Source organism: Arboricoccus pini (genome assembly GCF_900187945.1).
GTDB classification, from domain to species: Bacteria; Pseudomonadota; Alphaproteobacteria; order Geminicoccales; family Geminicoccaceae; genus Arboricoccus; species Arboricoccus pini.
In genome coordinates this window covers 429,422-446,808 of the sequence record NZ_FYEH01000001.1, presented here as the reverse complement: position 1 = coordinate 446,808, position 17,387 = coordinate 429,422, and the positions used below count along the sequence as shown (strand labels likewise).

Here is a 17,387-nt window from a genome sequence, read left to right as displayed (position 1 = left end):
CGACTCGGGAGACCCAAACAATGGGCGGCAGCCGTATCCTCTACGTGATCGTGGCGATCATCATCGTCGTCGGTCTTGGCTGGTATTTTGGCCTGTTCGGCGGCCAGCAGATTGCGACTGCACCGGCGCCTCCATCTGTCACCACTGCCCCTCCGGCCACCTCGACACCGCCGGACGCAACATCCGCGCCATCGGCGACGACAACGCCGCCTGCCTCGGGAAGTTCCGGCAACTGAGGTTACCGAGCGACGCCCTAGCGCCTATATGAAGAATGCGTTCGTCGGCGACTAAGGCTCCTTGCCCAGAAACCGGGGCCGCGAAGAACGGGATGGCGAACGCGCCGTCCCGTTTCCTTATGAGCCACCAGCGCGGTCTCCAAGCAGAGGGTTTCAAGACATCATGGTCGAGATCAAGAAGGTTGCGGATGGCTTCTATGTGGCGCCGCAGCTTGCCGTCGAGGATTTCGCCGAGTTGAAGGCGGAAGGCATCAACACGATCATCAATAACCGGCCAGATGGCGAGGCACCGGATCAGCTATCCGACGCCGAGGCGCGCGAGGCTGCCGAGGCTGCCGGCCTCAACTACGTGCATGTACCGGTGGTCTCCGGCCAGATGACGCAAGGTGACATCGCCAGCTTTTGGGCCGCCGTCGACGATCACGAGGGTCCCTTCCTCGCCTACTGCCGGACAGGTACGCGCTCCTGCATCATGTGGGCCTTCAATGCGGTTCGGACCCAGCAGATTCCTGCCATTGTCGCCGCCGCCGCCGAGGCCGGTTACGATGCTCGCCCGGCCATCCGCGCGCTGGAGACCATAAAAGCCAGCCTCTAGGTCGGCCTGGACGGCTGGCGCCTCAGCCTAGACGCTTGGCTGACGTCAGCCTTGACCTTTCAAGGTCTTCGAGCACACCTGGGAGATAGCCTGGCCAATGGAGCCACGCCATAACGTGCAGGCGTTCCATGAGGTCCGCATCCTCAAGGAGCGCGCGCCGCTCCGTTTTATCGAGCGACATCGGGCCGACAAATATGGCTTTGCGCTCAAGGAGCCATCGATCCTGACCATTGCGGGCAGTATGACTCCCATAGGCCCGCTGCAACTGCACATGCAGGGCATTGGCAGCTGGCTCCAGGACGACACGCGTCATGCGCTCGATGGGTGAACCAGGGTCGGGATGCTCGCCCGATTCGGCCTCATCCAGGGCTCGCATGACGAGAGGTTCCTCGGTTTCCTCGCTTACCAGCAGGAGGCCACGCCGCCGCAGGGCTTGGCCGATGCCCTCGCTTGCTCCCATCAACGCCAGGGGAACCACCAGCACCATCCCGAGTGTGACCGGCAGCAGCCAGTAGAAGAGAATAGGCGTGGCGAACCAGACGCCGATCGCCGTCAGGATACCGACCGCCATGACCCAGAAGAAGGTGCGGATCGTCGCGCCCAACTGGCTCTGCCCGGCGGCCCGGCGTTGAGGTGTCCAATCGATCGCGGCTCCTGAGAGAATCGAGACGACGAAACGCGTGTGCAGCAGCATCATGACGGGCGCCAGCGCCGCTGAATAAAGCGTCTCGATCAATGAACTCGCGACGATCCGCAAACCACCTCCCAAAGCGCGCCGGCGCGGCGGATCGAGTAGCGCCAGCACGATCCCCATCACCTTGGGCAGGAAGAGCAGCCCCAGCGTTACCGTGATGAGCAGGCTGGCTTCTGCCTGCACGCTCACCGGCAAAAGCGGAAAGGGCCAGTCCTCGGCGAAATAGAGCGGCGTCGTATGGGTAATCTCCCAGGCCTGCATCGCCGAGAGAATGAGGAATATCAGCCAGAGCGGCGATGTCAGATATGACATTATGCCGATGGCAAAATGAAATCGGCTGACCCAGTGCAACCGGCGTGCGAAGAGAATCTGCACATGCTGCATGTTGCCCTGGCACCAACGGCGATCGCGAACGGCGAAGTCTTCAATCGTCGGCGGCGGCTCCTCGTAAGAACCAGGCAGGTCATCGGCGATCCAGACTTGCCAGCCGCCCCGCCGGATCAGCGCTGCCTCGACAAAATCGTGGCTGAGGATCTGTCCGCCAAACGGCGCCTTGCCCGGCAATTGGGGCAGGCCGCAGAGTTCGCTAAAGGGCCGCGTCCTGATGATCGCGTTGTGGCCCCAATAATTGCCCTCGCCCGCCGCCCAGTAGGCGGTCCCGCCAGCCGCGAGGGGGCCATAGAGTTCGCCCGCCGACTGCAGCACGCGGGCAAAGAGCGTCTTGCCGCGCACCAGCTTGGGCGGCGCCTGGATGAGTCCGACCGTGGGATTGTCATCCATGCGCTGCACGAGATCGAAGATGCTCTTGCCCGTCATGATGCTGTCGGCGTCGAGAACGACCATATATTCGTAGGTCCCGCCAAAGCGCGTGACGAAATCCTCGATATTGCCGGCTTTACGGCCGACATTGCGGTCGCGCCGCCGGTAGAAGATGCGGTCCATGTCGCCGACCTCGAGGCGCAGGCGACGCCAAGCCTCCACTTCGGCTAGCCAGACATCGGGATCGGTGGTGTCGGACAGGATAAAAAGGTCGAAGCGGCGATCGTCCGGCGCCTCGCGCCGCATGTCCGTCCACATCGCCTTCAGGCCATCGAATACCCGCTCCGTCCCCTCGTTATAAATAGGCATGACGAGTGCCGCACGCCCCCGGACGTCGGGCGATGGCACAAACGATCCGGGAGGTGCGACGCGCGGTGCGCGCAGCAAACGCCAGAGTCGTACGCCAAAGCCGGCTGAGAGCGTCCAGAAAGATTGCGAGAGCCAGAGAACGAGGATCGTGAAGATCACACTGTGGACGATGTCGAGAATCGTCAGCCCGTTGATCGCCAGGATCTGGACGAATAGCGAGACGCACCAAGCGGCCGTCAGCAGGCCCAGGATCGCGAAGATGGCACGCCGGCGCCGGGCCCGGGCCGGCAGCTTCGCACGAGGCTGGACCCTGGTCCGCTCCTGCTCAAGGCGCTCGCGCATCTCCGCCTTGAAGGCCACGGGCCTTGGGAGCCAACGTCCCTGGCGCCATTGCAATGCGGGCGAGAGGGACTGGCGGCGAACCGCGAGCGGCAAGGCATGTGGCAACAAAGAGCCCAGCGAGCAATCCGAGGAGACCGGCACCTCGGCAAGAACGCGACGGATCTCGGCCAATGCCAGCAGTATCGCCTCTTCCGCCGTCTCCGGCTTATGGCTAAGTGCTAGCCGCTCGATCACGGCACTCGCCGCATCGCCGGCCGTCGCCGCGTCCAGGCCGGCAGCCAGCAGATAGGCCATCACACGCTCCTCGGCCGCCATCCAGCGAAGGGCCTGGCGGTCGTCCAGGAGTACCTCCTCAGGTGCGCCCATGCTCAGCTCTTGTCCAGGCGATAGAGCCAGGTTTCCGAGAGCGCACGTTCATTCTCCTGCAGGGCGACACGCATTTCCACGGCGTCCGAGTTGCCCGGCCGGACTGCCATGATCAGCCGCCAACCGCCATTGATCGGATTGAGCTCAAGCTTCGTGGATTCGATCTCGCCATTGCCGATCCAGATATCGGGCTGAACCTTGTCAAGCGGTGGCATCTGGTCGGCGGCCGGCACGTCGTAGTCGATGACAATCGTCCGCACGCCATCACGCAGCGTTCCGTCCAGCCGACGCGCGTCACCGATCCGTGTCGTTGCTACTGTGGCCAGGCCGGGCGCGATCGCGGGTGGCAGCGACCAGACGAGCGCATAGGACATGCGCACCTCCTGGCCTGCCTTCACAGGATCGGCCGGCGTCCAGAAAGCCACGATATTCTGGTTGTTCTCATCCTGGGTGGGGATCTCGATCAGCCGGACCGAACCCTTGCCCCAGGTACCCCGCGGCTCGACCCAGACATCGGGCTTGAGATGAAAGCCACTTTCGACGTCCTCATAAGCCTTGGGATCGCGAGGTCGCTGGGCCATGCCGAAGCCACGCGGATTTTCATCCGCAAACACGCTCATCCGCAGGTCGCTGGGGTTGACGAAGGGACGCCAAAGCACCTCACCCGAGCCCGCCCAATGCAAAAGCCCACTCGCAGAATAGGCAGCCTCGCGATAATCGTCGACGCCGGCTCGATCGTTCGGACCGAAGAAAAACATACCCGTGAGCGGAGCCACACCGATCTGCTCGACATCGCCCCGGAAGAAAAGATTGGCGTCGACGGAGATCCGCGTATTTTCACGTACGACGATATCGAAGCGAAAGGCACCGGCCACGCTCTTGCTGTCCAAGAGGGCAAAGATCGTCAACGGATCGCTCGCCTGGCTGGGTTCCTGGAGCCAGAACTCGCGGAAAACCGGAAATTCCTCCGGCCGTCCCAAGCCTGTGTTCAAGGCCAAACCACGCGCGGAGGTGCCAAAATTCGTGCCCCGCCCCAGTGCCCGGAAATAGCTGAAGCCCAGAAAGGTAAGGAGCTCGCTGAAGGCGTCTGGCCGTTCGAAGGGATAGACTACCCTAAAGCCGGCAAAGCCAAGCTCCGGTGGCAGATCGACCGGGCTGTCGAGGCTGCTCAAGTCGAACATGACAGGGTCGAGCCGGATCGGCCGCGCCATGCCGTCACTGACAAGATTGATTCGCACCGCCGACTTGTAGGGGCCCCCAGGCATGAAGAGCCTGAGCCGGTAGGCCGGCGAATTAGCCCAGATTTCGGCCTCGGGCCTGAAGCGAAGCTTACTATAAGCCTCGTGGTCGAGGGCGGTCAGCGCAGCCGGCAGATCCGACGGCGCCACATAGTCGGCCTTGGCAAGGTCACGCGTCTGATCGATAAGGCGTTCGAACGAGAAGGGTTTCGGGGCGAACGGATCCGGGGATGCCTGTTCGTTGGCCGAGGGCGCCTGTTGGTCCTGCGCGCTCGCATCTCGGCCTCTCGCAACAAGCGGTACCCCACCCAGCAGGCCCAGTCCGGCGCGGGCCATCGCGCGGCGTGTCAGGCGGTTCTCCGGCATCGCGTTATTCAACTCCCGGTTCAATCTACATCCTTTCGGCATCGACGAACCGGACCATAATCATCCACGATCGAGCGGCAAGAGCCGTGCCCCACCCAAGTCGCTCTTCAGGCTCGGGCCGGGCCTTGCTACATTCGTCATTCGTCATTTGCCGCTTCAAGCCTGGAAAGCCCATGCCCGTCACGCTTGAGAACGCTGGAACCGTGCAGGGGTTGCAGGTGCAGCGTGCCCTTCTTACCAATGATCGCGGCCTTGAACTGGGCGTTCTGTCGTTTGGCGGCACACTGCAATATCTCAGCGTGCCGCAAGGCAGCGAGCGCGTGCAGTTGGCGCTGGGCTTCGATGCGCCATCGGACTACGCGATCAGAGAGGGCAGCCTCGGAGCGACGGTCGGTCGCTTCGCCAACCGTATCGCGCATGGACGCTGCCGCCTGGACGACCGGGAACTCGATCTGCCGCGCAACGAGGGAGGCCGGCACCATCTCCATGGCGGTGGCGTGTTGGGCTTCAGCCACAAGCATTGGACCATCGAGATCGACTCGGCGGCGAACGCGGCGCATCTCCGTCTGCTCTCGCCGGACGGCGACGCCGGCTATCCGGGCACCTGTCGGATCGGCTGCACCTACAGCCTGGACGATGCGGACGTGGTGCGAATCGACATCGAGGCGACGTGTGACGCGCCCACTCCCATCAACATCGCCAATCACGCCTATTGGAATCTGGCAGGGGAAGGTGCGATCAATCATCATGAACTGAAACTATGGTCCGATCGCTATGTCGAGGTGGACGCCGAGGGTATTCCCTCTGGACGCATTCTACCCGTGAGCGGCACGGCCTTCGACTTCCAGACCATTCGTCCACTCGACCATGCGGGGCCGCCCAATCTGGACCATTGCTTCGTCGTCAGCGGTGAAGGCCTTCGCCCCGTGGCGCTGCTGCGCGACCCGGCCAGCAAGCGGTCGCTCGAAGTGTGGGCTGATCAGCCCGGGGTTCAGGTCTATGCCGGATTGATGTTGGACGTTCCTGGACGCGGTGGCAGCCATTATGGCGCACGCAGCGGGTTTTGCCTTGAGACCGAACGCTTTCCCGATGCGCCCAACCATCCAGAGTTTCCAGACGCCATCCTTCGGCCAGGCGAAATTTATCGCCACCGCATGGAGTGGCGCTTTAGCTACAGTGGCTGAAATTCGTCGGGATGCCTTGCTCAGGCTGGCCAGCCATAGGCGACTTCCCGGAGCGTGGTGCCGCCGATCATGCACTGGGTTTCCCCGACCAGTTCGCCGCCCAGATGCTCGTAGAAGCCTCGCGCCGGATTGTCGGCCAGGACCGTGATCATCATGTCGGCATAGCCACGCCTCGCCAACTCGAAGTGCGTCGCGTCGAAAAGGGCACGGCCTATTCCCCGCCCCTGGACGCTACGGAGCAGATATAGAACGTAGAGTTCACCGCTGAAGATCTTGCTGGCCCGGCAGCGGCCACCGCTCGCAAGCCCCACGATCTGCCCTTGCCAGACGGCGATGAAGGCCCAGCCCCGAGCACCGAGCGAACGGCGCCATTGCCGTTCGTGCGCCGTCACCGACAGGCCATCCAGGAAGTTTTGCGGCATCAAACCATTATAGGTCTCGCGCCAGCTCTGCACCTGGACCTGTGCCAAGGCAGCGGCGTCGAGCGCCCGCGCTCGCCTAATCACTAGATCGCTCGTGGGTGCGGTAGCCCGCCACATCACCGATCCCCTCCTTGGCCATGCAAGTATCTCACTCCAACGGGGCCGCAGGGTCAACCTTGGGTGACATGTGCTTGCAGCGCTCGCTTCATGGAGGCACCATCATAAAATCGTCATGCTGCCGTCGAGAAGCGGCCGTTGAGAGTCCTTAAGCAGCGCTCGCGAGCGAGGACTTCTCGTCTAGCGGGGATAAAGAGGACCTCGATAAGCGGGATGATGACCGCGCCCTACCATGAGCGTCGACAGGAAGCGCCATGACGACTTCGACCACGAATCTCGAAGTGCGGCTGGCCGAGAGTGCGAGCGAACTCCGGCAGGCACAGGCTTTACGTTACCGGGTATTCTTCGAGGAGATGGGTGCGGTCGCTAATGCGACGACGGCAGCTCGCCGCCTGGACGTCGATCGATTCGACGAGTTGGCCGACCATCTGGTTGTCCTCGACCATTCGAGCGGCCGCTCAACCGTCATCGGCTGCTATCGCATGCTACGCCGGACCGTCGTCGGCGACGTCAACGAATTCTACAGCGCCGCGGAATATGACCTCTCGGTGCTGGCCTCGCGGCGCCGCGAGATCCTGGAACTCGGACGCTCATGCGTCGACGCGGCCTACAGGACCGGGACGGTCATGCAGCTTCTCTGGCGCGGCATCGCTGAATATCTTGAAACACACGAGATCGGCCTCATGATTGGCTGTGCCAGCCTGCCTGGGACCGACATTGCGCGAGTGGCCCCGCAAATCCGCTATCTACACGAGCATCATCTGGCGCCGCTGCCCCTTCGGCCGCACGCGCATAGTCAATGCCGCGTCGCCCATGAGCCCTTTGCCGCCGACAATTACCTGCCGGACAGGGCACAGCGCATGTTGCCGCCGCTCTTGCGGGGCTATCTGCGCGTCGGCGCCATGATCGGCGAAGGTGCTGTTCTTGATCAACAATTCAACACGATCGATGTCTGCGTGATTCTGCCTACCCAGCAGATCGACGAACGCTATCTTCGACATTATCAGCCGTCGCTGACAGCGACGGCTGCCGCCTGACCGCCATGCGCGAGAGCCTCCCCCGCGCAATAGGTCGGGCCATCGGCTTCGTCACGATCACTCTTGCGCTGCTGGCGATCTACAGCTTGGCCCGCCCCCTGGGACCGACCGCGCGCCGCAAGATCAGGCGGGGCTGGAGCGCCAGCACGCTTTGGATCCTGGGCATCAGGCTCCGGCGGTCGGGACGCCCATACACTGGGCTGCCAACCCTCTATGTCGCGAACCACCTCTCTTATATCGATATTCCATGCATCGCCACCTGTCTCGATGCGCCGTTTATCGCCAAGTCCGAGGTCGCGGGCTGGCCGCTATTTGGCATGCTCGCCAAGCTGACCGACACCCTCTTCGTCCGCCGGCACTGGCGCGAAGCACGCCGGCAGCGGGACCAGATCGCCGATAGGCTGGAGGCTGGCCACGATCTCGTCCTGTTCGGCGAGGGCACGAGCTCGGACGGATTGTCGGTCCTGCCCATCAAGACCTCGCTTCTGTCCGTAGCGGAGGTTGGCGTCGTCGGCCGAACGATCGCGATTCAGCCGATCACGCTCTGCTTTCGCCGTTTCAGGGATGGCCGGCCGATCGTCGGCCGAGACGCCGATTACTATGCCTGGTGGGGAGATGCGACTCTGGTCGCACATCTTTGGCGGCTACTGAAATTGCCCGGGATGGAGGCAGAGATCGTCTTCTCGCCGGCGACCCTCTCGGACATGCCGATCGCGCGCAAGCAATTGGGTCCGCATCTCCGGCAAACGATGCAGGCGATCATTGCCGGCAACGGTCTATCCCCACCCCCTACGCTGCCAGTGCGCGACAGCTTGCCCGACCAGGACAGGATCGATGGACACTGGCCGTCGCACGCATAAAAAAATAAGGAGGCTGCCCTTAAGGTAGCCTCCCTCTCAGATCGGACCTGCGTGTGTGGGCTTATGCCTCGTTGGCTGGGACTTATAGACGCAGGCCGCGGGTCCCGCAAGCAATTTTGAACTATTGTTCAGGTTTTACGCTCAGCGATCATCTGCTTGATGCTGCCGATCGCCTGGGCCGGATTTAGTCCCTTCGGGCAGGAATTCGTGCAGTTCATGATGGTATGGCAGCGATAGAGCTTGAATGGATCTTCGAGCTCATCCAGCCGGTCGCCAGTGGCCTCGTCGCGACTGTCAGCGATCCAGCGATAGGCCTGCAGCAGAGCAGCCGGTCCCAGATATTTGTCGCTGTTCCACCAGTAGGACGGACAACTCGTCGAGCAGCAGGCGCAAAGGATGCACTCATAAAGCCCATCCAGCTTCTGCCGGTCGTCAGGGCTCTGGCGGCGCTCCTTCTCCGGCGACGTCGTGTAGGTTTGCAGCCAGGGCTGGATCGATTCGTATTGCGCCCAGAACTGGGTGAAGTCGACAACCAGATCCTTGATTACCTGCATATGCGGCAGGGGATAGATCTTGAGCGGCCCCTTCACCTCCCCGATAGCCTTGGTGCAGGCCAGCGTGTTGTGGCCGTCGATGTTCATCGCGCAAGAGCCGCAGATCCCCTCGCGACATGATCGGCGGAAGGTCAAGGAGCTGTCGATCTCGGTCTTGATCTTGATCAGGGCATCCAGGACCATCGGTCCGCACTTGTCGAGATCGATCTCGAACGTGTCGACATGCGGATTCTTCCCGTCCTCGGGTTCGTAGCGATAGACCTGAACCTGCTTGAGGTTCGTCCCGCCATGGCCCGCCTTATGCTCCTTGCCGCGCTCGACTCGCGAGTTCTTGGGCAACGCGAACTCAACCATGATCTCTTGCTCCTGCCACGAAGGACGGCCCTTGAACGCGCATCGGCCTCAATAGACCCGCTTGGCCGGCGGGATCGGCTCGACCTCATTGGATAGCGTGTACATATGCACCGGCCGGTCGCTGATGCGGGTCTCGAAGGACGTGTCGACCCAGGCCAGCGTGTGCCGCATCCAGTCCTTGTCGTCACGGTCGGGATAATCCTCGCGCGCATGGGCGCCGCGGCTCTCGGTGCGATAAGCGGCGGAATTCATCGTGCCCACGGCCTGGATCATCAAATTCTGCAATTCCAACGATTCGACGAGATCGCTGTTCCAAATCCGGCTCTGATCGCTCGTCCGCAAATCAGCCAGGCTCTTGGCCACCTCGCCGATCGAGCTCACGCCCTCAGCAAGTTGCGGCCCGTCTCGAAATACGCTGGCATAACGCTGCATCGTACGCTGCATGCTCAAGCGAATCTCGCCGTTCGAAAGACTGCCTTTGTTGTGCAGCACGCGATCGACACGGGCGACCGAGGCTTCCCCCGCATCCTTGGGCAAAGGCTTGTGCGAGGCGCCGGGTGTCACCAGCTCCGCCGCCCGGTGGGCGGCGGCCCGCCCGAAGACGACGAGATCGATGAGGGAATTGCCGCCCAAGCGGTTAGCGCCATGTACGGAAGTACAGGCGGCCTCGCCCACGGCCATCAGGCCCGGCACCACCTTGTCCGGATTGTCGCCGTCGCGCGTGACCACCTCGGTCCGGTAGTTGGTTGGGATGCCACCCATGTTATAGTGGCAGGTCGGCACGATCGGGATCGGCTCCTTCGTGACGTCGACGCCAGCGAAGATCCGGGCCGTCTCCGAAATGCCCGGCAGCCGCTCGTGCAGGAGCTTGGGATCCAGATGCTCGAGGTGGAGATGGATGTGATCCTTCAAGGGGCCGACACCCCTGCCCTCGTTGATCTCGATGGTCTCGGCCCGACTGACGACGTCGCGCGAGGCCAAGTCCTTGGCGGAGGGGGCATAGCGCTCCATGAAGCGCTCGCCCTCGGAATTGGTGAGGTAGCCGCCTTCCCCACGGGCCCCCTCGGTGATCAGACAGCCCGCGCCATAGATGCCAGAGGGGTGGAACTGGACGAACTCCATGTCCTGCAGCGGCAGGCCGGCGCGAAGCACCATGGCGTTGCCGTCGCCCGTGCAGGTATGGGCACTGGTGCAGGAGAAATAGACGCGACCATAGCCGCCGGTCGCCAGCACCGTCTCGTGCGAGCGGAAGCGATGGATCGAGCCATCCTCGATGCACATGGCGATGACGCCAAGGCAGCTGCCGTCCTCGTCCATCAGGAGATCGAGCGCGAAATACTCGTTGAAGAACTGCACCTTGTGGTGAAGCGCCTGCTGGAAGAGCGTGTGCAGGATCACATGGCCGGTACGATCGGCGGCAGCGCAGGTGCGATAGGCCTGGCCCTTGCCGAAATTGACCGACTGACCGCCGAAGGCGCGCTGGTAGATCTTGCCTTCCTCGGTCCGGGAGAACGGCACGCCATAATGCTCGAGCTCGTAGACGGCGGCCGGGGCGGCCTTCGTCATGTACTCGATCGCATCCTGGTCGCCTAGCCAGTCCGACCCCTTAACGGTGTCGTACATGTGAAAGCGCCAGCTATCCTCGTTCATGTTGCCAAGCGCGGCATTGATGCCGCCCTGGGCCGCCACAGTATGCGAGCGGGTGGGATAGACCTTGCTGATGCAGGCGACGTTCAGACCCGCCTCCACCATGCCGACGGCGGCCCTGAGGCCGGATCCGCCGGCACCGACGACGATGCAGTCGAAGAAATGATCAGTGATCGGATAGGTGGCGCTAGTCACGGACGTTCAGCTCCCGAGCGAAACCTTGAGGATGGCAACCAGCGACGCCACGGCCAAACCGACGGCCAATAGCTTGATCGCGGCCAGGGCCGCCATCTTGGCCCCCTCGTGATGGACATAATCCTCGATGACGACCTGCAGCCCGAGGGGGGCATGGATATAGGTCGAAATAACCAGCAGGATCATAAGGATCGTGTTGGAAGGTGCGGCGAGCCAAGCCCGCGTCTCGGCATAATTGGCGTTCGAGAGGGCCAGCACCGAAATGACGAACCAGACGATGAGGATAAGGTTCGCAATCGAGGTCAGGCGTTGCAGCTTCCAGTGACCGACGCCTTCGCGCGAGGAACCACGCGCCATTTGCATGGCCAGCGGGTTGCGTCCTGTTGCCATGAGCCAGTTCCTTCAGGCGACGATGAACGAGATCAGCCACACGAGGATCGTGAGGCCCGTGGCGGCGGCAATGACGGCAATGCCGCTCTTGTGGGCCACAGTTTTGTCGAAGCCGTAGCCAACATCCCAAAAGAGATGACGCAGCCCATTCGCCGCATGGAAGAACAAGACAAAGGTCCAGAGGAAGAGGACGATCTGGCCCAGGATGCTGTGCATGACCGTTTGAACCAGATCGTAGCTGCCGGCACCACCGGCCAGGGCCAGGAGCCACCAGGCGATGATGACGAGACCGGCCGAGAGCGCCACGCCGGTCGCACGATGGGCGATCGAGAGCGCCATCGTCAGATACCACCGATAAACCGACAAATGCGGTGAGAGCGGGCGGCTCTTGGATATTGCCATCTGGTTCAGCTCCCGCGACTAATGGCCGCTCCTGCGTTGGCCTGCTGCACCGCGAGATAGAGCAATTCCAAAGCCGCGACCAGGGGTAGCACCCCCCTTGTGCGCAACGCAGTCCCCAACCTGACACATGCCGGGCAGGCTGGGTCAGGGGCGGCGCGCGATGATCGCCTCGAACGTATGGGCTCGCTCAAGGCACCCATCTTGGACAAAAGGGGCGACGGCCGCCCGGATGGCCGCCTCAAAAGCGGGCCGCCGCTCCGCCAGCCTGTCGGGTGAGGTCGAGGACATCGTCAGGGCCTGGCCGACAATGTCCTCGACATCCACCCGGTCCGCATCTTCGATTGCGAATTTCGCGATCACGCTGAATGGCGAGCGGGCCAGCACCGCCTCATGATCATGCTGCCCTCGCTTTCTTGGATGATCCGGATCATTGGCGAAGGCCTCGCGCACGGCTGCCACGGCCTCTGTCCAGTCGCCGCCACGGGCAGTGCTCTGGCAAAGGACAACGGCACCCGACGGCGCGACCATCGTTTCCAGCCGGGCCAGCGTCGCCTCGCGATCCATCCAGTGGAAGGAGCGTCCCATCAGGACGGCCGAGAGCAGCACCGGCCCGGGCTCGAGCGTGGCCGAACCGCCCTCGACCAATTCGAGGGTGACGCCGGCGGCTTCAGCCTCGGACCTCGCTGCCTCGATCATCATGGGCTCGGGGTCGACGGCGATGACATGCCCGACAAACGGCTTGATCGCCACAGCGAGAAAGCCCGGCCCACAGCCCAGATCCATGACCGTGTCAGCGGCGGAGAGTGCCAGTTCCTCGACGAGACCGCCGATAAAAGCCTGTGGATAGCGCGGGCGATACCGGCGATAGAGATCCACCGTCGAGGCGAAACGACGCTCTTTGGCATAGTCGATCATGGTGCCTGCCCTAATCCTTAAGCTTCAAGATTCATCCGCCGCAAGAAAAGGCCGCAGCAGAGCGGCCACCTCGGCTGGGAGCTCTTCGTGCAACCCCAGCCTCCCCGACCGCAGCCACCGCGTGGGGATGCCCGCCGCAGCCAGAGCCTCCATCTCGGCCTGCGAGCGCGGTGGACCATGCCCTCCGGCAATGGCAAGCAGCGGGATATTGACCGCCGCTGCCGCCCTCAGCCAGTCCCGCCGCGTGCGAAACGGATCGAGCGCGCCGGTAACGAAGGCCGCGGTCGCGAAGCGGGCGTTGCGGCGAACGATGACGGGACGACGGCCGGCCAGGTAAGCGGGTGTGACGGCCGCCGGATCGCCCATCACATGCGCCTGGAGCATACGCCGCACGATTGGAGGTGAAAGGTTGAGACGGTAGGCAAGTTGGCCCAGGACGGGCAGCTCGATCGCGCGCCGGATCCGCGACTGCAACGGATGCCGGCCGCCCATCATGGTGGGCAGTGGGCCGCGCCAAGTAGGGGCCAGCATCGCCAGCCGCCTCAGGCGTCCCTTCTGGGCGGCATGTAAGGCATAGCCTGAGCCATGCCCAGCGGCGATGACCAGCGGCGGCGCATCCAGGCTTTCCAGGAGCGCCGCCATGTAGCGATGGAGAAGATCGGGGCTGAGGGGCGCTGCCGGTGCGGGCGTGACGCCAAAGCCCGGCCAGTCGGCAAGGTGGAGCCGTCCCCGCCAGCCCAATCGTTCGGCCAGGCCCAGCATCTCATCGAGGGTCGAGATGCTGCTCAGCGCCGGCAGCAGCAGGCAGACAGGGCCGCTGCCACGGCTCAACTGACGGACGTCGTAGCGATGTTTCCCATGCGTGAACGTCAGGGCGCCGGCCGTAAACGTGCCGCGCGCCATGCGCCCGCTATCGGCCGAGGCCGAGCAGCGCCGCGAAGCCGTCCTCGGCGCCGATCGCCAGAACGCGGCCGTCATGCGACCAGCTAAGGCAGCTCACGGCGGCGCCACCCGGCTGGCGGACGGGCAGGAAATCGCCCTCGTCGATACGACCCAGGAGGACGGACCCGTCGCGATAACCCATCGCCAGCAGATTTTGGGTGGGATGGGCAGCTACGATCGAAACCAGGTCGTCGCCCATGCCAAGCGTCGTCGGCTCCTTGCCCATGGGGCCGTCTTCGGCCTTGAAGGGCCAAAGGACCGCCGTATCAGCGCCTGAGGTTGCGAGGAAGCGGCCCTTCAACGTCCACGACATCGAGCGGACCTTGGCGGGATAACCCCGCATGTTCATGTCCTTCTTGTCGGCCAGCCGCCAGCCATGCAGCGTGTTTTCCTGCATCGAGGTGACGATGAACTTGCCGGAGGGACTCCAGGTGACGCCGATATGGGAGCCCTTCCAGGCAAGGGGCGTCGGCTTCCAGCCATCCTTGTAGGAAATCCACAACGTGATGCCGCCATAATGAGAGACGGCAAGGCGCTGGCCTGAAGGATCGAAGGCCACGCCCGTCACCGTCGAGTTGTGCGGCAGGCTCTGCAGGAGCTGTCCGTCTTGATGGAGCAGTTCGACCGACTTGCCGACGGCCACGGCCAGCCGGCGGTTCTTCTCGCCGACCGCGACATGCTCGATCCACTTGCCAGACCAGGCGCCCAGTTCCTGCGCCCGCGGCGCGCCTCCCTCGTCAGGCAGGATGCGCAGGAGCCTGCCGTCGTCGCCGCTCGAGAGCAGTCCGGCTGGGACGAGATCGGGCGTCAGGGCAAGGCAGCTATCGCCAGCGTGCGCCTCGAACACCTGGAGTTGCTCGGGCCGCTCCGAATCGAACAGTCGCAAGGTCCCATCCGCCAAAGCAAATGCGCCCTTGCGGCCATCACGCGTGAATGCGCTGGCGACGACGAATTCGCCCAGCGCGAACCTTACCCCGCGATCGTCCAGAAGCGCGCGGCGTTCGCCAAGCTGGCGCATCGCTCAGCCTGCCACAGCGGCGTTGAAGCCGGCTGTCAACCGATCCTTGTCGAGATGACGGCCGATGAAGACAAGGCGCGACTGGCGGGTCTCGCCCTCCCGCCAAGGACCGATGAAGTCACCTTCCATCAGCATGTGTACGCCGTGGACGACATAGCGCCTGCTCTCGCCCTTGAAGTCCAAGATGCCCTTGGAGCGCAGGATCGCCGGCCCGTCGCTCGCCAACACCTCGCGAAACCAGGTCATGAACCGTTCGGGATCGAGCGGCGTGTCGGCCTTCAGCGAGAGGCTGTCCATTTCCTCGTCGTGATAATGGCGCAGCCCTTTGCTCGGCTCATCGTGGTGATGATGCTCGTGCTCGTGCTCGTGCTCGTGCTCGTGCTCGTGCTCGTGATGATGGTGGTCATGGTCATGATGGTCATGATCATGCTCGTCGTCTTCCAGGAAATGCGGCTCCTGCTCGAGGACGCGCTCAAGCGAGAAGGCATCCTTGCCCAAAATCTCGTCCAGAGGGACCTGGCACCGCTCGGTCGGAATGATCCTGGCATAAGGATTCATCGCCCGGATGCGCTTCTTGAGCTCCTCCAGCGACGGGCCATCGACGAGGTCGACCTTGTTGAGAAGCACGATGTCGGCAAGGGCAATCTGCTCCTTGGCCTCCGGGCTGTCCTGCAGGCGTTCGCCCAGGAACTTCGCGTCCGCCACGGTGACAATCGCATCGAGCTTCGATTTCTCGGCGATTTCCGCATCCATGAAGAAAGTTTGCGCCACCGGCGCCGGAGCAGCCAGGCCCGTGGTCTCGATCAAGATCGCATCGAACTTGCCGCGCTTGCGCATCAGGCCGGAGATGATGCGGATGAGATCGCCGCGCACGGTACAGCAGATGCAGCCATTGTTCATCTCGAAGACCTCTTCGTCGGCGTCCACGACGAGGTCGTTGTCGATACCCTCTTCTCCGAATTCGTTGACGATCACGGCATAACGCTTGCCATGCTCCTCGGTGAGGATACGGTTCAAGAGCGTCGTCTTGCCCGCGCCCAGATAGCCGGTAAGGACGGTGACAGGGATTTGCGCGATGGCATTGGGCTCGGTCGACATGGGTGCTCGAGGTCTCCGCAGGGGTCCGGTTGCTGACCGCCCGGAAAGTGTTACATTATAACGTGAATGTCGGTCTTACAGGTAAGATGCCGACAGCGTTGGCTCAAGAGATAGGTACCATGAACGACAGCCGCATCCCCATCTCGGTCATCACGGGTTTTTTGGGCGCGGGCAAGACGACGCTTCTCAACCATCTCCTGCACCATCCAGGCATGCAGCGCACCGCCGTGATCATCAACGAGTTCGGCGAGATCGGGCTCGATCATGAACTGGTCGAGAAATCGTCGGAGGACGTCGTTGAGATGCAGGGCGGCTGCCTCTGCTGCACGATCCGCGGCGATCTCTCGCGTGCGGTGCGAGCGCTCAATATCCGTCGCATCAAGGGCGAAGTGCCGGATTTCACCCGTCTTCTGATCGAGACGACGGGCTTGGCCGATCCCGCTCCCATCTTGCATACGCTGATGAACGACCCGGTGGTCGAGCATGACTTCCGCCTTGAAGGCGTGATCACCCTGGTCGATGGCGTGAATGGCATGTCGACCCTCGATGCGCAGATCGAAGCGGTCAAACAGGCCGCCGTGGCCGATCGCCTGCTCGTGACCAAGGCGGACTTGGCGGATGCCGCGACGATCGAGGCCCTGAAGGCTAGGCTCAAGGCCCTTAATCCGAACGCGCCCTTGTCCATGGTTGCCCAGGGCGTGGTCGAGCCCGACAACCTTTTTAATGTCGGTCCCTGGAATCCTCGGACCAAGAGCCCCGACGTTGAACGCTGGCTGGGCGAAGTCGCGCATGACGATGATGCGGCCGGACATGCGCACCACCCGCATCATCATGGCAATCATTTGCACCATCACCAAGATGACCATGAGGGCCATCACGGCCATCATGAAGAGATGCATCAGCATGCGCACGACCCTAACCGCCACGATGCCCGCATCCGCGCCTTCACCATCCGCCGGCAAAAGCCCCTTGCCGGCGGCGCAGTCAGCCTGTTCCTCGATCTCCTGACGGCGCAGCGCGGTCCGGACCTCCTTAGGATGAAGGGCATTTTGCACATCGCCGAAACGCCAGAACGGCCGCTCGTGGTGCACGCGGTCCAGCATGTCGTCCATTCGCCGATCGAACTGGATGCCTGGCCTTCCGACGATCACGACACGAGGCTCGTCTTCATTACGCGAGACATCGAGCCCGCCGTCATCGAGCAGCTGTTGGATGCCCTCTTGACCGTCGATGCCTCGGGCATGTTCGAGCCGGTCGCCTGAGGCGCGGCCCAGTCCGTGAAGAGCG

At 63.0% G+C, this 17,387-nt stretch carries 17 protein-coding genes; 6 read left to right on the top strand and 11 right to left on the bottom strand.

The genetic code is table 11. The annotated features are described in order from the left end of the window. Positions 1–20 precede the first annotated feature (20 nt). Together CFB17_RS02140 and CFB17_RS02135 are read left to right on the top strand one after the other, a co-directional pair. Entirely contained in the window at positions 21–236 is a 216-nt protein-coding gene (locus CFB17_RS02140) for a hypothetical protein (protein WP_088559728.1), read from the top strand. 163 nt (positions 237–399) lie between these two features. Further along, positions 400–831, top strand: coding sequence for a TIGR01244 family sulfur transferase (locus CFB17_RS02135; RefSeq protein ID WP_088559727.1), 432 nt, complete (start codon positions 400–402; stop codon positions 829–831). 22 nt (positions 832–853) lie between these two features. On the opposite strand, the gene mdoH is transcribed toward CFB17_RS02135, so the two are convergent. Both mdoH and CFB17_RS02125 read right to left on the bottom strand, forming a co-directional pair. Then, the gene (mdoH, locus tag CFB17_RS02130; RefSeq protein WP_088559726.1) at positions 854–3,361 is read right to left on the bottom strand and encodes a glucans biosynthesis glucosyltransferase MdoH; all 2,508 of its coding nucleotides are present in this window, start codon (positions 3,359–3,361) and stop codon (positions 854–856) included. 2 nt (positions 3,362–3,363) lie between these two features. Beyond that, a complete protein-coding gene (locus CFB17_RS02125; RefSeq protein WP_165769375.1) occupies positions 3,364–4,989 on the bottom strand; it encodes a glucan biosynthesis protein in 1,626 nt (541 codons plus the stop codon). A 149-nt stretch (positions 4,990–5,138) separates the two neighbouring features. Between CFB17_RS02125 and CFB17_RS02120 the strand changes: the two genes are divergently transcribed. After that, on the top strand, positions 5,139–6,149 hold the full coding sequence (locus CFB17_RS02120; protein ID WP_165769374.1) for an aldose epimerase family protein: 1,011 nt from the start codon (positions 5,139–5,141) through the stop codon (positions 6,147–6,149). Between the two features lie 20 nt (positions 6,150–6,169). On the opposite strand, the gene CFB17_RS02115 is transcribed toward CFB17_RS02120, so the two are convergent. Further along, positions 6,170–6,688, bottom strand: coding sequence for a GNAT family N-acetyltransferase (locus CFB17_RS02115; protein ID WP_088559724.1), 519 nt, complete (start codon positions 6,686–6,688; stop codon positions 6,170–6,172). A gap of 254 nt (positions 6,689–6,942) precedes the next feature. Here CFB17_RS02115 and CFB17_RS02110 point away from each other — a divergent pair, with 254 nt between their 5' ends. Further along, complete coding sequence (locus CFB17_RS02110) at positions 6,943–7,725, top strand: GNAT family N-acetyltransferase (protein ID WP_088559723.1); 783 nt, start codon at positions 6,943–6,945, stop codon at positions 7,723–7,725. A gap of 5 nt (positions 7,726–7,730) precedes the next feature. Further along, a complete protein-coding gene (locus tag CFB17_RS02105) occupies positions 7,731–8,585 on the top strand; it encodes a lysophospholipid acyltransferase family protein (RefSeq protein ID WP_088559722.1) in 855 nt (284 codons plus the stop codon). A 128-nt stretch (positions 8,586–8,713) separates the two neighbouring features. Here the strand turns inward: CFB17_RS02105 and CFB17_RS02100 are convergent, their stop codons facing one another. From CFB17_RS02100 to CFB17_RS02065, 8 genes are all read right to left on the bottom strand, one after another. Further along, on the bottom strand, positions 8,714–9,493 hold the full coding sequence (locus tag CFB17_RS02100; RefSeq protein WP_088559721.1) for a succinate dehydrogenase iron-sulfur subunit: 780 nt from the start codon (positions 9,491–9,493) through the stop codon (positions 8,714–8,716). A gap of 48 nt (positions 9,494–9,541) precedes the next feature. Next, positions 9,542–11,335 (bottom strand): succinate dehydrogenase flavoprotein subunit, encoded by a 1,794-nt coding sequence (gene sdhA / locus CFB17_RS02095; RefSeq protein WP_088559720.1) that lies wholly within the window; start codon positions 11,333–11,335, stop codon positions 9,542–9,544. A 6-nt stretch (positions 11,336–11,341) separates the two neighbouring features. Continuing rightward, complete coding sequence (gene sdhD, locus CFB17_RS02090) at positions 11,342–11,725, bottom strand: succinate dehydrogenase, hydrophobic membrane anchor protein (RefSeq protein WP_243389670.1); 384 nt, start codon at positions 11,723–11,725, stop codon at positions 11,342–11,344. A 12-nt stretch (positions 11,726–11,737) separates the two neighbouring features. After that, positions 11,738–12,127, bottom strand: a complete 390-nt coding sequence (gene sdhC / locus CFB17_RS02085) for a succinate dehydrogenase, cytochrome b556 subunit (protein WP_088559719.1) — start codon at positions 12,125–12,127, stop codon at positions 11,738–11,740. Positions 12,128–12,271: 144 nt separating this feature from the next. Continuing rightward, the gene (locus CFB17_RS02080) at positions 12,272–13,042 is read right to left on the bottom strand and encodes a class I SAM-dependent methyltransferase (protein ID WP_088559718.1); all 771 of its coding nucleotides are present in this window, start codon (positions 13,040–13,042) and stop codon (positions 12,272–12,274) included. Between the two features lie 24 nt (positions 13,043–13,066). Then, a complete protein-coding gene (locus CFB17_RS02075) occupies positions 13,067–13,945 on the bottom strand; it encodes an alpha/beta fold hydrolase (RefSeq protein WP_165769373.1) in 879 nt (292 codons plus the stop codon). A 7-nt stretch (positions 13,946–13,952) separates the two neighbouring features. Then, positions 13,953–15,002, bottom strand: a complete 1,050-nt coding sequence (locus CFB17_RS02070) for a WD40 repeat domain-containing protein (RefSeq protein ID WP_088559716.1) — start codon at positions 15,000–15,002, stop codon at positions 13,953–13,955. A 3-nt stretch (positions 15,003–15,005) separates the two neighbouring features. Further along, positions 15,006–16,100, bottom strand: a complete 1,095-nt coding sequence (locus CFB17_RS02065) for a CobW family GTP-binding protein (RefSeq protein ID WP_088559715.1) — start codon at positions 16,098–16,100, stop codon at positions 15,006–15,008. 119 nt (positions 16,101–16,219) lie between these two features. Here CFB17_RS02065 and CFB17_RS02060 point away from each other — a divergent pair, with 119 nt between their 5' ends. Beyond that, a complete protein-coding gene (locus CFB17_RS02060; protein ID WP_088559714.1) occupies positions 16,220–17,362 on the top strand; it encodes a CobW family GTP-binding protein in 1,143 nt (380 codons plus the stop codon). Positions 17,363–17,387 lie beyond the last annotated feature (25 nt).

Excerpts from the sequence above, each read along its gene's own strand:
- CFB17_RS02140 (WP_088559728.1), top strand. The coding sequence starts at position 21 with ATGGGCGGCAGCCGTATCCTCTACGTGATCGTGGCGATCATCATCGTC.
- CFB17_RS02135 (WP_088559727.1), top strand. The coding sequence starts at position 400 with ATGGTCGAGATCAAGAAGGTTGCGGATGGCTTCTATGTGGCGCCGCAG.
- mdoH (WP_088559726.1), bottom strand. The coding sequence starts at position 3,361 with ATGGGCGCACCTGAGGAGGTACTCCTGGACGACCGCCAGGCCCTTCGC.
- CFB17_RS02120 (WP_165769374.1), top strand. The coding sequence starts at position 5,139 with ATGCCCGTCACGCTTGAGAACGCTGGAACCGTGCAGGGGTTGCAGGTG.
- CFB17_RS02115 (WP_088559724.1), bottom strand. The coding sequence starts at position 6,688 with ATGTGGCGGGCTACCGCACCCACGAGCGATCTAGTGATTAGGCGAGCG.
- CFB17_RS02110 (WP_088559723.1), top strand. The coding sequence starts at position 6,943 with ATGACGACTTCGACCACGAATCTCGAAGTGCGGCTGGCCGAGAGTGCG.
- CFB17_RS02105 (WP_088559722.1), top strand. The coding sequence starts at position 7,731 with ATGCGCGAGAGCCTCCCCCGCGCAATAGGTCGGGCCATCGGCTTCGTC.
- CFB17_RS02100 (WP_088559721.1), bottom strand. The coding sequence starts at position 9,493 with ATGGTTGAGTTCGCGTTGCCCAAGAACTCGCGAGTCGAGCGCGGCAAG.
- sdhD (WP_243389670.1), bottom strand. The coding sequence starts at position 11,725 with ATGGCAACAGGACGCAACCCGCTGGCCATGCAAATGGCGCGTGGTTCC.
- sdhC (WP_088559719.1), bottom strand. The coding sequence starts at position 12,127 with ATGGCAATATCCAAGAGCCGCCCGCTCTCACCGCATTTGTCGGTTTAT.
- CFB17_RS02080 (WP_088559718.1), bottom strand. The coding sequence starts at position 13,042 with ATGATCGACTATGCCAAAGAGCGTCGTTTCGCCTCGACGGTGGATCTC.
- CFB17_RS02075 (WP_165769373.1), bottom strand. The coding sequence starts at position 13,945 with ATGGCGCGCGGCACGTTTACGGCCGGCGCCCTGACGTTCACGCATGGG.
- CFB17_RS02070 (WP_088559716.1), bottom strand. The coding sequence starts at position 15,002 with ATGCGCCAGCTTGGCGAACGCCGCGCGCTTCTGGACGATCGCGGGGTA.
- CFB17_RS02065 (WP_088559715.1), bottom strand. The coding sequence starts at position 16,100 with ATGTCGACCGAGCCCAATGCCATCGCGCAAATCCCTGTCACCGTCCTT.
- CFB17_RS02060 (WP_088559714.1), top strand. The coding sequence starts at position 16,220 with ATGAACGACAGCCGCATCCCCATCTCGGTCATCACGGGTTTTTTGGGC.